Genomic DNA, 15,687 nt, shown 5'->3' on the forward strand with positions numbered 1-15,687 from the left:
CGGACTCAACTAAGGCTAGGCTGGCCTTAGTTGGAGCGCTAGGGTTTGGCTGCCTCCGGGCGGCACCGCAATGGACGGCACGAGAGCAAGGGATCGCGGATGCTCCTCCAGCGAACGGCACCACGTACGGCACCACCTACGGCACCACGTGCGAACCCGTGGCGGCGGCCGGCCGCCGCCCTGTCCGCCGCGGCCCTCGGGGCCGCCCTCCTCGCCGGATGCGGCTCCGGTCCGGCCGGCCCGGCCGCCGGGAAGGCCGACGACGCCCCCGCCGCGGCCGGCGCCTTCCCGGTCACCGTGGAGCACGCGTTCGGCACCACCGAGGTCGCCGGGGCACCCCGCCGGGTGGTCTCCGTCGGCTACACCGACGACCAGGCCGTCCTCGCGCTCGGCATCAAGCCGGTCGGCATGGTCGACCAGTACCCCAACCCGCCGGGCACGAGCCCCGACCTCAACACCCAGTGGCCCTGGGTGAAGGACAAGTGGGGCGACGCCCGCCCCGAGGTCGTCATGAACAACGGCGACACCGGCCCGAACTACGAGAAGATCGCCGCCCTGCGCCCGGACCTGATCATCGCCGTCTACTCCGAGATCGACCGGGCCGCCTACGACAAGCTCTCCAAGATCGCCCCGACGGTGGGCCGCACGAAGGCCGAGAAGGAGCCGTTCAGCGCCCCCTGGCAGGACAACGCCGTCCACATCGCCAAGGCCCTCGGCCAGGAGCGGCAGGGCACCGAACTGGTGAAGGGCATCCAGGACAGGCTCGACGCGGCCCGCAAGGCCCACCCCGAGTTCGCGGGCCAGACGGCCGTGGCCCTGTCCTGGTACAAGGACGCGGCGGCGCCGTTCACCACCACCGACGTACGCGGCAGGCTGGTGACGGGCATCGGCTACCAGGGGCGGACCGAGATCGACAAGATCGCGGACGGCAAGTTCTTCACCGTGCTCTCCCCGGAACGGATGGACCTGATCGACGTCGACCGCATCTTCGTCATCAACGACAAGGCGGACCAGGAAGCCCTGAAGAAGTCCGAGCTCTTCAGCAACCTGAAGGCCGTCAAGAACGGGAAGGTCTCCTACCTCCTGGACAGCGAGGGACCGGCGGTCGGCGCCGCCATGTCCCAGGGCACCCTGCTCTCCCTGCCCTACGCGATCGACGAACTCGTCAAGTCGGCCGGGTAGGCGTGAGCGCCACCGACACCGGCACGGGCACCGGCACCCGCCCGGCGCCGTCGGCCCTGCGCACGACGACGGGCCGCGAAGCAGCCCGCTGGGTCGCGGCGCACTGCCGCGAGAGGCCCTGGCTGACCTCCGCCACCGTGCTCACCACGGTGGCGGGAGCCGCGCTCCAGGTGCTCCCGCTGCTGCTGCTCGGCCGGGTGGTCGACGCGGCCGCCACCGGCGGACCCCGCTCGGTGCTGTTCACCACCGGGGCGGTGATGGCGGCCGCCGCGCTGCTCGGCGCGGTGGCCGGCGCCCTCTCCACGTACCTGGTCGGAAGACTCGGCGCGGACCTGCTCGCCCGGCTGCGCGAGGGCGCCGTCCGGGCGGTCCTGGGCATGCCCAGCGCCCGGATCGAGCAGGTCGGACGGGGCGACGTGCTCTCCCGGGTCGGCGACGACGTCGCCGTGCTGTCCCGGGGCATCCGCTCGGCCGTGCCCACCGTCTTCTCGGCGGGCGTGCTGGTGGCGATCGCCACGGCCGGCATGTTCGGCCTGGACTGGCGGCTCGGCCTGGCCGGCGCCGGCGCGCTGCCCGCGTACGCGCTCGCACTGCGCTGGTACCTGCCCCGGTCCGCCCCGCTCTACCGCAGGCAGCGCACCGTCCAGGCCGACCGGGCGCAGGCGCTGATCAGCGGGCTCGACGGGATCGACACGGTCCGGGCGTACCGGCTCGAAGGAGCCGTCCGCGAGAAGGTCACCGCCGAGTCCTGGCGGGTGCGCGACCTCGGCATCGAGGTGTTCCGGCTCTTCGGCCGCTTCGTCGGCAGGGAGAACCGCGCCGAGTTCATCGGACTGGTCCTGATCATCGTGGTGGGGTACGCCCTGCTGGAGGCCGGCGCCGCGAGCCTGGGCGAGGTGGCGGCGGCCCCACTGGTGTTCCACCGGCTCTTCACCCCCCTCGGCTCCATCATGTTCACCTTCGACGAGGCGCAGAAGTCGGGCGCGAGCCTGACCCGGCTGGTCGGAGTGCTCGGGGAAGGCGCCGCCGGCCGGCTGGTGGGCGCGCCGGCGGTCGCACCGGCCGGGGCCGGCCCCCACCCGGTCACGGTCAAGGGCCTGACCTTCACCTACCCCGGCGCCGAGGCGCCGGTGCTGCGGGACGTCGACCTGGCGATCCCGGCCGGCGGCTCGCTCGCCCTGGTGGGGGCGACGGGCGCGGGCAAGTCCACCCTGGCCGCCCTCGTCGCGGGCATCGGGACCCCGCAGGCCGGCTCGGTGCACATCGGCCCGACCGACCTCGCCGACCTCGACGAGGCCGGGGCCCGGGCCCTGGTGAGCATCCTGACCCAGGAGACGCACGTCTTCTCCGGGACGCTCGCCGACGACCTGCGCCTCGCCGCACCCGGGGCGTCCGACGCCGAACTCACGGACGCCCTGCGCACCGTCGGCGCCGACGAGTGGGCCGGAGCCCTGCCCGACGGGCTGGACACCGCGGTCGGTGAGGGCGGACAGCGCCCGGACGCCACCCTGGTCGCCCGGATCGCCCTCGCCCGGCTGGTGCTGGGCGGTACGCCGGTGGTGGTGCTCGACGAGTCCACGGCGGAGGCGGGCAGCGAGGGCGCCGCCGGACTGGAGCGGGCCGTGCGCGCCGCGTGCGCCGGCCGGACCACCCTGTTCGTGGCGCACCGGCTGACGCAGGCGATGGCCGCGGACCGGATCGCCGTACTGGACGCGGGACGGGTGGCCGAACAGGGCACCCACGAGGAACTGGTGGCCCTGGGCGGTCGGTACGCGGACCTGTGGCGGGCCTGGCGCGAGGGAAGCCGGCCCACCTGAACCGGTGGGCCGCCGGATGGAAACCGAAGGGGCGTTGAGTCTTTGATGACCGAACCGACCGCTCGTCTCGTACGGCTCACTCCCACCCGGCTGGCCGGTGTGCGCCGGCGGGCCGGCGACCTCGGCGACCACGGCGACAGAACCATCACCACGGCCTGCGCCATAGGGCTGGCGTACTGGGCGACGGGCCACGGCCCCGACGGCACGGAACTCACCCCCGGCACCCCGTTCACCGACCTCCTCGGCCTGGTCGCCGGCGGCGCCTGGGCCGCGCCGGCCGGCTGGGAGGTCGGCGCGGACGGCCGGAGCATCGCCGTCCCCGAAGGCGTCGGACGGGCCGACGCGCAGCGGGCGCTGGACGACCTGGCCGACTTCCCGGCCCGCCCCCTCGGCACCATCGGACCGGGCGGGGCGGCGGAACGCGCCCGCACCCTGGCCGCGTGGAACGACACCGGCGCCGAGCGGGCCCGCCCGACCGTCGTGGAGATGTTCCGCGAGCAGGCGCGGACCAGGCCGGACGCCGTCGCCGTCGTGGACGGGCACCGGTCGCTGACCTACGGCCGGGCCGCGGAACTCGCCGCCCAGCTGGCCCACCACCTGACCGAGCGCGGCGTCACCGCCGAACAGGCCGTCGGCATCTCCCTGCCCCGCTCCGCCGACATGGTGATCGCCCTGCTCGGCGTGCTCCAGGCGGGGGCCGCGTTCGTGCCCCTCGACCCGCAGTGGCCGGCCGCGCGCAGAGCCGCCGTCATCCAGGACGCCGGCGTGGTGCTCCAGCTCAACGACTCCGGCGCACACGACCCCGCCGAACCGGAGGCCGTGGCCGTCGACCTCGGCGACTGGGGCTTCGCCTCCCACCCCGCCGACGGGCCCGGCACCACCGTCCCCGGCGCCGCCCTCGCCTACGTCATCTTCACGTCGGGATCGACCGGCCGGCCCAAGGGCGCGATGATCCGGCACGAGGCGATCAGCGAGCGCCTGCTCTGGCAGAGCCGGGAGGTCCTGGGCTTCGGACCCGACGACGCGTCACTGTTCAAGGCGCCGCTGTCCTTCGACATCTCCGTCAACGAGATCTTCCTGCCGCTGGTCACCGGCGGCCGGCTGGTGGTCCTGCGGCCCGGCGGCGAACGGGACCCGCACCACCTGCTCCGCGTCATCGCCGAGCAGCGCGTCACCTTCACCTACCTCGTGTCCTCCATGCTGGACGTACTGCTGGAGATCGCGGGCGACTCCGGCCGGCTCGACAGCCTGCGGCACGTCTGGTGCGGCGGCGAGGTGCTCACCCCCGAGCTGTACGAACGCTTCCGCGCTCGGCTCGGCATCCCCCTGTACCACGGGTACGGCCCGGCCGAGACGACGATCGGCGTCTCCCACGTCGTCTACCGGGGCGCCGCCGAACGCCTCACCACCTCCATCGGCAAGGCCAACCCCAACACCCGGCTGTACGTCCTCGACGAGGAACTGCGTCCCGTCCCCGTCGGCGTCGGCGGCGAGCTGTACGTGGGCGGCTTCCTCCTCGGACGCGGATACGCGGGCGCGCCCGGCCTCACCGCCTCCCGCTTCGTCGCCGACCCCTTCGCCGCGGACGGCTCCCGGCTCTACCGGACCGGCGACCTCGCCCGGTACGCCCCGGACGGCTCGCTGGACTTCCTCGGCCGGGCCGACAACCAGGTCAAGATCCGCGGCATGCGGCTGGAGACCGAGGACGTCGAGGCCGGCCTCGCCGAACACCCCGAGGTCCGGCACACCTGCGTCGTCGCGCGCGAGAACGCGGCCGGCGCCACCCACCTCGTGGGGTACGTCATCCCGGCCGCCGGCAGCGAGCACCTGCGGGCCGACGAGGTCCGGGACTGGGCCGCCGCGCACATGGTGGAGTACATGGTCCCCGCCCGCGTCGTCGTGCTGAAGGAGTTCCCCCTCACCGCCAACGGCAAGATCGACCGGGACGCGCTGCCGGAGCCCGAGACCGGGGCCGGCCCGCTCGTCGCACCCGCCACCGAGAACGAACGCCTGGTCTGCGCGGCGGTCGCGGCCGTGCTCCGGCTCGACGAGGTCGGCGTCGACCAGGACTTCTTCCGGCTCGGCGGGGACAGCCTCCTGGCGATCTCCCTGCTGAGCGCCTTACGGGAAGCCGGGCTGCACGTCACCGCCCGCCAGATCTTCACCCACAGCGTCGTAGGAGCCCTGGCGGCGGTGGCCGGCCGCGAAGGCGCGGCCCCCGCGGACGACGCCGCCACCGCCACCGGCCCCGTGACCGGATCACCGATCGTGCGGTGGCTCGGCGAGACCACCGACGCCATCGACGGCTTCGTCCAGTCGGTGGTGCTCGACACCCCCGCGGCGCTCACCGCCGAAGCCCTCGACCGGATCCTCACCGCCGTGCTGCGGCGGCACGACATGCTGCGCGCCCGCCTGGTACGCGGCGACCGCTGGGGCTTCGACGTACCGGACGCCGACCGGGCCCGCGCCCGGTGGGAGGAGAGCGACCGGCCCCTCCACGCGTGCGTGGCGCTCGCCACCGCCGGACTGGACCCGGAGGGCGGCGTGATGCTGCGCGCCGTCTGGCGCCGCGCGGCCCGCCAGCTGGTCCTGGTCGTCCACCACGTGGTGATCGACGGGGTGTCCTGGCGGATCCTGCGGGACGACCTCGCCACGGCCTGGCGGCAGACGGCCGCTGGCGACCCGGTCGAACTCCCCCCGGTGGCCACGTCGTTCCGGCGCTGGACCCAGCTGCTGGAGCGCGCCGACTTCGGCGCCGACCGGGACCACTACCTGCGGCCGCTGCCCGGACCGGACGCACCCCTCGGCCGGCGCGCCCTGTCCGCCGCCGACACCGTCGCCCGGGAGCGGGCGGCGACCGTCACCGTCGGCCCCGGCGTCACGGCCGCCCTGCTCGGCACCCTCCCCGCGCGGTTCCACACGGGCACGGGCGCCGTACTGCTCACCGCGCTCGCCGTCACCCTCGCCCGGTGGCGCCGCCGGCTCGGGCAGGACCAGACGTACGCGCACATCGAACTGGAGGGCCACGGACGCGAAGGCCGCCTGCTGACCGACACCGCCGGCTTCGAGCCCGAACTGTCACGCACCGTGGGCTGGTTCACCACCCTCTTCCCCGTCACCGTGGACCCGGGTCCCGCCGACGACCCCACCGCGCCCGCGTACCTGGCCGCCGCGCTCAAGGCGGTCAAGGACGACCTCGCCCGGGTCCCCGGCAGCGGCCTCTCCTACGGCGTCCTGCGCCACCTCGCCGGCACGGACTTCGACGCCCCCGCCCCCCAGGTGCTGTTCAACTACCTGGGCCGGTTCGGCGCCGGAACCCCCGCCGACTGGGAACCCGCCGGGACGAGCAGCCAGTTGGGGGAGCGGCGCGACCCGCGGATGCGGCTGCCGCGCGCCCTGGAGTTCAACGCCGTCGCCGAACCGGCCCCGGCCGGCGGGTACGAGCTGGCCACCACCCTCACCTGGCCCGAGGGGATGTTCACGGACGAGGACATCACCACCCTCACCGGCTGGTTCCGCGAGGCCCTCACCGGACTGGCCGCCCTCGCCCGGCTCGGCCTGGGCGGCCACTCGCCCGGCGACTTCCCCCTCGTGGCGCTCACCCAGGGCGACGTGGACGGCCTCGACGGGCCCGCCCTGCGGGACGTACTGCCGCTGACCCCGCTCCAGGAAGGCCTCTACTTCCACTCCGTCTTCGACGACGACTCCCCGGGAAGCTACGTCGAACAGCAGTTGCTGACCCTGGAGGGCGAGGTGGACCCCGGCCGGCTCGCGGCGGCCGCCACCCGGCTGCTCGCGCTCTTCCCGAACCTCGCCGCGCGGTTCACGGACCTCGCCGACGGCCGGGTGGTCTCCGTACTGGAAAGCGGCGTGGACGCCCCGTTCACCACCCTGGACCGGCCCGGCGCCACCGCCGAGGAGATCCGCGCCCACGCCGAGCGGGACCGCCGGGCCGGCTTCGACCTGGCCACCGGCCCGCTCATGCGGTACACGCTGATCCGCACCGGCCCCGGACGGAGCGTCCTGGTGCAGACCGTGCACCACCTCGTCGCCGACGGCTGGTCCGTGCCGCCGATGCTCCGCGCTCTGCTGGCCGAGTACCACGCGCCGGGCAGCGTGCACCCGCGCGGCGGCTTCACCGACTACGTGCGCTGGCTGGCCGGGCGCGACCAGGACGAGAGCGACCGGGTGTGGGGCGAACAGCTCGCCGCGCTGCCCGGCCCCTCGCTGGTCGCCGAAGGGCACACGCCCTCCGACCGGTTCGCCGACGCCGCCGCGGACGCGAACGGCGACCCCGACGGGGCCGCCCGCTCGGCCGGCGTCCCGCTGAGCGCCGCCGTGCACAGCGCCTGGGCGCTGACCCTGGGCGGCCTCCTGCACGCCACGGACGTGGTGTTCGGCTCGACGGTGTCCGGGCGTGACGCGGACGTGCCCGGCATCGAGGACATGGTGGGCCTGTTCATCAACACCGTCCCCGTACGCGCCCGGTGGACCGGCACCACCACGGCCCGCGACCTGCTCGCCTCCGTACGGGAACACCAGAGCGCGGTGCTGGCGCACCAGCACGTCTCCCTGGCGCGGATCACCCGGCGGGCCGGGACCGGCCCGCTCTTCGACACCCTCGTGGTCTTCGACGTCGCCACCGATCCGGCCGGACTGCGCGGACCGGACGACACCCTGGCCGTCACCGGCATCGTGAACGAGGGCGCCCCGCACTACCCGCTCACCCTCGTGGTGGAACGCGCGGCCGGCGGCCGTCCGCGCTTCAACCTGATCCACGACGGCGCGCTGCTGCGGGAGGACGGCGCCCGGGCGCTCCTGGAGACGTTCACCCGCACCCTCACCGCCCTGCTCACCCGCCCCGACGCCCTCGTCGCCGGCCTGGCCCCCGCCGACGGGGCCCGGCTCCCCGCCGCGACCGCCCGCACGACCCTCGGCGCGCTCTTCGACGCCGCCGCCCGCCGTGACCCGGCGGCGACCGCCGTCACCCAGTGCGCCCTCGACGGCGCCACCCGCTCCCTGACCTACGGCGAACTGGCCGACGCCAAACGGGAGCTGGCCTCCGTCCTGCGGGGCGCCGGGGTCGGACCGGGGGTACGGGTCGCCGTCGCCGTACCGCGTTCCCTGGAGCAGGTCACCGCCCTGGTCGCGATCGTCAGCGCGGGCGGCGCGTACGTACCGCTGGACCTCGCCCACCCGGACGAACGCCTGGAGTCCCTCCTCGCCGACGCGGCCCCGCAGGCCGTGCTCGTCGAGGCCGGGCAGCGGGACCGCTTCGCCCGGCTGCTGGCCCGGGCGGGGGTGCCGGCCCGGCTGCTGGTGCCGGGGGAGGAGGAGCCGGCGGACACCGGCGACGTCCCGGGCCCGGTGGCGTCCCCGCACGACCCCGCGTACGTGATCTACACCTCCGGATCCACGGGCAGGCCCAAGGGCGTCGTCGTCACCCACGCCGCCGTGGTCGCCCTGCTCGCGAACACCTGGCACCACCTTGACCCCTCACCCGACGACGTCTGGGTGCAGTTCCACTCGTACGCCTTCGACTTCGCCGTCTGGGAACTGTGGGGAGCCCTCGCGCACGGCGGCGAACTGCTGGTGCCGGACTACGCGCTGACCCGCTCCCCGGCCGACTTCCACCGGCTGGTCCGCGAGCGCGGGGTGACCGTCCTCAACCAGACCCCCTCGGCCTTCCACCAGTTCATCGAGGCCGACCGGCAGGCCGGCGGGCCGCCCACCGCACTGCGCCGGATCGTCTTCGGCGGGGAAGCGCTGGACCTCGGCCGGCTGCGCGGCTGGGTCGAGCGGCACGGCACGGCCTCGCCCGAGCTCGTCAACATGTACGGGATCACCGAGACCACCGTCCACGTCACTCACCGGCGCCTGACCGACGCGGACTTCGACCGCGCCGACGCGGCCAGCCCGATCGGAACCCCGCTCCCCGGCCTGGTCACCCACCTGCTCGACGACCGGCTCCGCCCGGTACCGCCGGGCCGGGTGGGCGCCGTCTACGTGGCCGGGGACCAGGTGGCGCTCGGCTACCTGGGCCGGCCGGGGCTCACGGCGGGCCGCTTCGTGGCGGACCCGTTCGCGGGCGACGGCTCCCGCATGTACCACACGGGCGACCTCGCCCGCCGCACCCTCGGCGGCGAGCTGGAGTTCACCGGCCGCGCCGACGACCAAATCCAGCTCAAGGGCTTCCGCATCGAACCCGGCGAGGTCGAGTCCGCGATCAGGGAACTGGACGGGGTGACCGACGCCGCCGTCACCGTGGCGGACAGCGGCGACCACCTCGTCGCCCACGTCGTGGGCCGGGTCCCCGGCGGCCCCGCCGCCCTCGCCGGCCTGCTGTCCGCCAGACTGCCCGCGCACATGGTGCCCGGCCGGGTCCTCACGGCCGACGCCCTGCCGCTGACGGTCAACGGCAAACTGGACCGCGCGGCCCTGACCGAGCGGGCCGCCCGGCAGCAGGACCTCCCGGCGGCCCCCGCCGGGCCCGCGCTCACCGCACTGGTCACCGTCTTCACCGACGCCCTGCCCGGCACCGCCGTCGACGCCGACAGCGACTTCTTCCGGGCCGGGGGCGACAGCATCCTCGCCATCACCGTCGTCAACCGGGCCAGGGCGCTCGGCCACGCGATCACACCCCGGGACGTTTTCCTGCTCAGGACCCCGCGCGCGCTCGCCGAGCACCTGTCGGCGACCACCCCGCCGCCGCCGCCCACGGCCACGCCCCCCGAGGCCGACGGCCCGCTCCCCCCGACGCCGGTCATCCTGCGCCAACGCGAACTCGGCGGATCCCTCGCCCGGTTCGCGCAGGCAAGGACCCTCGCCGTCCCCGAGGGCGCCGGTTTCGCCGACGCCGAGCGCGCCGCGAACGCCGTGGTGGCCGCGCACCCGGTCCTGCGGCTGCGGCTGCGCGTCGAGCACGGGGTGTGGGAGCTGAGCACCGGACCCGCCCGCGAGGTGGACCTCGTACGGGCGGAGACGGCCGATCCGACGGCCGCGGCGAACGAGGCCGCCGGGCGGCTCGATCCCGCCGCCGGGGAAGTCATCGCCTTCACCTGGCTGGAGCAGACCCGGACCCTGGTGGTCACCGCGCACCACCTCGCCGTCGACGCCGTGTCCTGGCTGGTCCTCCTCGACGACCTGACCGCCGCCCTGCGCGGCACCCCGCCGGCGCCGCCGACCACCTCCTACGCCGAGTACGCGCGGGCGCTGGCGTACGGGTCCGGCCCCGGCGCCGGTGACCTCGCGCACTGGATCCACACCCTCCAGGCGCCCCCGCTGCTGCCCGGACCGGAGCAGGGCCGGCTGCGCGGGGTGACGGCCGTGCTCCCGCCCGCCGCGAGCGACCTCCTGACGCGCACCGCCCCGGCCGCGATCGGCACCGGCCTCACCGAGCTGCTGTGCGGCGCGCTGCGCACCGCGCTGACCCGGGTCCAGGCCGCGCCCGCCGACCTCGCGGTCGACCTGGAGCGGCACGGCCGGGACCCGGTGCTGCCCCACCACGACTACACCCGCACCGTCGGCTGGTTCACGTCCATCGCCCCCGTACGGCTCACCGCCCATACCGACCCCGTCGCCGCGGCCCGGGAGGCCGCCGAACGCCGGCCCGACGCGGCGGCGCACCTCGCCTACGGACGGCTGCGCCACCTCGACCCGCAGACCGCCCCGCTGCTGGCCGCCACCGGGACCCCGCAGGTCCTCCTCAACTACCTCGGCCGCGGCGGCGAGTCGCAGGTGCCGCGCATCACCGGGGGCGGGGAGGGCAGCCCGTACGCCGTGGAGGTCAACGCCTGGACCGACGCGGCCACCGGCGCCCTGCACGCGGAGTTCACCCTCGCCGAGGACGTCCCCGACGAGATCACCGGGCACTGGCTGGACGCCCTGGAGCTCCTCGCGGACACCGCCGGCGCCGCCGGCGTGGAGGGGCGCACGGCGCCCGTCACCCCGCTCCAGCGCGGCCTGTACTTCCAGGCCCAGCTCGGCGGCCCGGCCGGACACTACGTCGCCCAGAGCTGGTTCACCTTCGACCGCCGCCTCGACACCGGCGCCCTGGCCGCCGCCATGGCCTGGGTGATCGCACGCCACCCGGCCGTCGGCGCCGGATTCACCACCGACGGCGAAGGCAACCCGGTCCAGGTCCTCGCGGCGGGCCGGCGCGCCCCCGTCCGCACGCTCGCCCTCACGACGGACGCGGAGGTCGAGGACCTGCTCGCCCGCGACCGCGACACCGGCTTCGACCCGGACGAGCCGCCGCTGCTCCGGCTGACCGTGGTGCGACGGCCCGGCGGGCGCGACGGCCTGCTGCTGAGCTACCACCTGCTGCTCTGGGACGGCTGGTCCCGCGAGACCGTGCTGCGCGACCTGTTCGACGCCTACGAGGCCGCCCTCGCGGGGACCCTCACGGCCCCCGCCCCCGCCGCACCGGGCTTCGAGGAGTACGCCCGGGCGCTCGCCGCCAGGGACCCCGCGGCGGCGGAGCGCTTCTGGGCGGAGCACCTGGCCGGCCTCCCCGGTCCGACCCTGCTCGCCGGAGCGGCACCGGCCCTCGCGGACGGCCTGCCCCGCACCCTCGTCGACACGCTCTCCGCCGAGCGCTCGCAGCGGCTGCGGGACGCCGCCCGGGCGCACGGAGTCACCCTGAACACGGTGCTGACCGGCGCGTTCGGCCTGCTGCTCGGCGCGCGCACCGGCCGCGCCGACGCCGTGTTCGGCGTGACCGTCTCCGGCCGCGAGGGCGAGGGCCTGTCCGGCATCGTCGGCGTACTCCTCAACACCGTGCCCGTCTGGACGCGGCCCCGGCCGGGCGCGACGGTGCGGGAGTACCTGACGGACGTACAGGCGGCGCGGGTCGCGGCGATGGAGCACGAGCACCTGGGGCTCGGCGAGATCCAGCGGGCCGGCGGCCACGACACCCTCTTCGACAACCTGTTCGTGCTCCAGAACTTCCTGGACATGGACGCCTTCGCCGCGATGAACACCCGGCACGGCATCACCGCGGTGCGCGCCGACGACTCCACCCACTACCCGTTCACCTGGGTCGTCACCCCGGGCGAGCGGCTCACCGTCAAACTGGAGTACCGCGACCACGACACGCCCGGCGCGCGCCGCCTCCTCGACGACTACCTGCGCGTCCTCGACGGCCTGGCCGGCGCGGGCGGACCCGTCGGTGCGCTGCCGGGCCTCGGCCCCGAGCCCGTGGCCGGCGTACGCACGGACATCGGCACGGACACCGTCGTCGACCGGTTCGACCGCGCGGCGGACCGCCACCCGGAGCGGGTCGCGCTCGTCGCCCACGGCCGGGGCATGACCTTCGGCCGGCTCCGCGACCGCAGCCGCGAGGTCGCCGGAGTGCTCGCCCGGCGCGGCATCGGCCCCGAGAAGACCGTGGGCCTCGCCGTTCCGCGCTCCCTCGACTCGATCGTGGCGCTGTTCGCCGTCCTGCGCACCGGGGCCGCGTACGTACCGCTGGAGCTGGACCACCCCGACGAGCGGATCGCCGCCATCCTCGCGGACGCCCGCCCCGACGCGATCCTCACCGTCAGCGCGGTCACCCCCCGGCTGACCGGCGAACTGATCGAGCTGGACCGGCCGCTCCCGGAGGCCGAGCCGCTCGTGACGTTCACGCCCGGGGACCCGTACCGGCTGCGGCACCCCGCGTACACGATCTACACCTCCGGATCCACCGGCCGGCCCAAGGGCGTGGTCACCGAGTACGCCGGGCTCACCAACATGCTGGTCAACCACCAGCGCCGGATCTTCGAGCCCGTGCTCGCCGAACACGGACACCGCACCTTCCGCATCGCCCACACCGTGTCCTTCGCCTTCGACATGTCGTGGGAGGAGCTCCTGTGGCTCGCCGACGGCCACGAAGTGCACGTCTGCGACGAGGAACTGCGCCGCGACGCCCCCCGGCTGACCGGGTACTGCCTCGAACACGGCATCGACGTCGTCAACGTCACCCCGACCTACGCCCAGCAGCTGGTGGCCGAAGGCCTCCTCGACGACCCGGAGCGCCGCCCCGCGCTGGTGCTGCTGGGCGGCGAGGCCGTCACCCCGGCCCTGTGGCAGCGGCTCGCCGACACCGGCGGGACCGCCGGCTACAACCTGTACGGGCCCACCGAGTACACCATCAACACCCTCGGCGTCGGCACCTTCGAATGCCAGGACCCGGTGGTGGGCGTCGCCATCGACAACACCGACGTGTACGTGCTCGACCCCTGGCTGCGGCCGTTGCCGGACGGAGTGCCCGGCGAGCTGTACGTGTCGGGCATCGGCATCGCCCGCGGCTACCTCGGGCAGCCCGGCCAGACCGCGCACCGTTTCGTGGCCTGCCCGTTCGGCGCGCCCGGCGAACGGATGTACCGGACCGGCGACCTGGTGCTGCGGCGGCCCGACGGGAACCTCGCCTACCTGGGCCGCACCGACCAGCAGGTCAAGATCCGGGGCCACCGGGTCGAACCCGGCGAGGCCGAGGCCGCGTTCGCCGCGCACCCGGCGGTCCGGTTCGCGGCCGCCGTCGCCCAGCCCGATCCGCAGGCCGGCGGATCCCACCGGCTGGCCGCGTACCTCGTCCTGGAGGACGGCGCCGAACTGGCGGCGGTCGCCGCCGAGGTGTGCGCCGCGCTGCCGGACTTCCTGCGCCCGACCCACTACGCGCGGGTCGGGGCCATACCGCTGACCGTCAACGGGAAGGCCGACACCAAGGCGCTCCCGGAGGCCAGGCCGCTCGGCGCCCTCACCACGGCGGGGGAGCGCGGCCCGCGTCCCGGGACCGAGACCGTGGTCCGCGCGTACTTCGCGGAGGCACTGGACCTGGACGACGAAGAGGTGAGCGCGGTGGGCGACTTCGTGTCCCTCGGAGGGCACTCCATGCTGGCGGTGCGGCTGATCGGGCTGCTCCGCCGCGAGTACGGTCCCGTCATCACCGTCCGAGACCTGTTCACGCTGCGCACCCCGGAAGCGATTGCCCGACACCTCGATGAACACTCCTGACACGCGGGAGCCGCGCACGGGCTCCGACATCCTGCGCACCGCGCTGCGCCGCAACCTCGGCGCGATGGCCCGGGGCACCGTCCTCATGGGCCTGTACCAGGCGGGCGAGACCGCGTTCCCCATCGCGCTCGGCCTGATCGTCGAGCTCGCGCTGCGGGAGCGGAGTCCGGGCGCGCTGGTCCTGTCGGTCGCCGCACTGGCCGTGATCATCACGACCGTGTCGCTGTCGTGGCGGTTCGGCATGCGCGTCCTGCAGAAGGCCAACACCACCGAGGCCCACCGCTGGCGGGTCCGCGTCGCGGACTGCGGACTCCAGCCGGTGGCCAGGGACACCGGCCTGAAGTCCGGCGAGGTGCTGACCCTGGCCACCGAGGACGCCGACCAGACCGCCGACATCATCGAGGTGGTGCCCCTGCTGATCAGCTCGCTCGTCGCGGTCCTGGTCGCGGCCGTCGCACTGGGCCTGGCCGACCTCCGGCTCGGCCTGCTGGTGATCGCGGGTACCGTGGCGATCCTGTCGGTCCTCAGCGTGCTGTCCCGGCGGATCGGCGCCGGCACCCGCGAACAGCAGGCCCGGGTGGCGCGGGCCGGAGCCAAGGTCGCCGACCTGATCACCGGCCTGCGCCCGCTGCACGGCTTCGGCGGCAACCACGCGGCGTTCCGCTCCTACCGGAAGGTCAGCACCGAGGCGAGGCGGCAGGCGGTCACCGTCGCCCGGGTCAACGGCGCGTACGCGGGCACCGCGCTGGCCCTCAACGCGGCCCTCGCCGCCGCCGTGACCCTGACCGCCGGCGGGCTGGCCTTCGAGGGCACGATCACCATCGGCGAGCTCGTCATGGCCGTGGGCCTGGCGCAGTTCATCATGGAACCGCTCAAGCTGTTCTCGGACATGCCGAAGTACGTGATGACGGCGCGCGCCTCCGCCGACCGCATGGCCCTGCTGCTGGCGGCGCCCCCGGTGGCCGTCCCGGGGGCGGGCCGCCCGGCCCCCGGCGCGGACCTGGAGGTCGACGGCGTCCGCCACGGCTCCCTGCGCGGGCTGCGGTTCCGGGTGCCGGCGGGCGAGTTCGTGGCGATCGCCGCCTACCAGCCGCGCGCCGCGGCCGAGCTCGCCTCGGTGCTGGCCCTGCGGGTGCCGCCGGGCGCGTACGGGGGAGCGGTACGGCTCGGCGGACAGGACGTCGCGGGCCTGTCGGTGGCCGCGGTCCGGGAACAGCTGCTGGTGAACCCGTACGACGGGGAGATCTTCGCGGGCACCCTCCGTACGAACATCGACCCCTCGGGCACCAGCGCGAAGGTCCCCGAGGCCGTCGGGGCGTCGATGCTGGCCGATGTCGTCGCCCTGCACCGCGAAGGCCTCGACCACCCCGTCCGCGACCGCGGCGCGAACCTCTCGGGCGGGCAGCGCCAGCGCCTGTCCCTGGCCCGGGCGCTCGCCGCCGACAGCGAGATCCTGGTCCTGCACGACCCGACGACGGCCGTCGACGCGGTCACCGAACAGCTCATCGCACGGGGCGTCGCGGAGCTGCGCCGGGGCCGCACCACGGTCGTGATCACCAGCAGCCCGCCGCTCCTGGACGCCGCCGACCGGGTCCTCGTCCTGGACGGCGGCGTCATCACCGCCGAGGACACCCACCGCAACCTGCTGGCCGGCGACGCCGGCTACTGCCGGGCCGTGGCCCGTTGACCCCGC

Annotated in this window: 4 protein-coding genes; all 4 read left to right on the forward strand. The window is 75.2% G+C overall.

Going from position 1 to position 15,687, the window contains the following annotated elements:
* Nucleotides 1-99: 99 nt before the first annotated feature.
* From ACZ518_RS09760 to ACZ518_RS09775, 4 genes are read left to right on the forward strand one after another with little or no spacing between them, the layout of a single operon-like run.
* Entirely contained in the window at nt 100-1,182 is a 1,083-nt protein-coding gene (locus ACZ518_RS09760; RefSeq protein WP_469112487.1) for an iron-siderophore ABC transporter substrate-binding protein, read from the forward strand.
* Nucleotides 1,183-1,184: 2 nt separating this feature from the next.
* Nucleotides 1,185-2,999: an ABC transporter ATP-binding protein gene (locus ACZ518_RS09765; RefSeq protein WP_469112488.1), complete on the forward strand. Its 1,815-nt coding sequence runs from the start codon at nt 1,185-1,187 to the stop codon at nt 2,997-2,999.
* A gap of 45 nt (nt 3,000-3,044) precedes the next feature.
* On the forward strand, nt 3,045-13,994 hold the full coding sequence (locus ACZ518_RS09770; protein ID WP_469112489.1) for a non-ribosomal peptide synthetase: 10,950 nt from the start codon (nt 3,045-3,047) through the stop codon (nt 13,992-13,994).
* Nucleotides 13,981-15,681 (forward strand): ABC transporter ATP-binding protein, encoded by a 1,701-nt coding sequence (locus ACZ518_RS09775; protein WP_469112490.1) that lies wholly within the window; start codon nt 13,981-13,983, stop codon nt 15,679-15,681. The genes ACZ518_RS09770 and ACZ518_RS09775 overlap by 14 nt, the downstream gene beginning before the upstream one ends.
* Nucleotides 15,682-15,687 lie beyond the last annotated feature (6 nt).

The organism is Streptomyces sp. NPDC033966, from assembly GCF_055575955.1.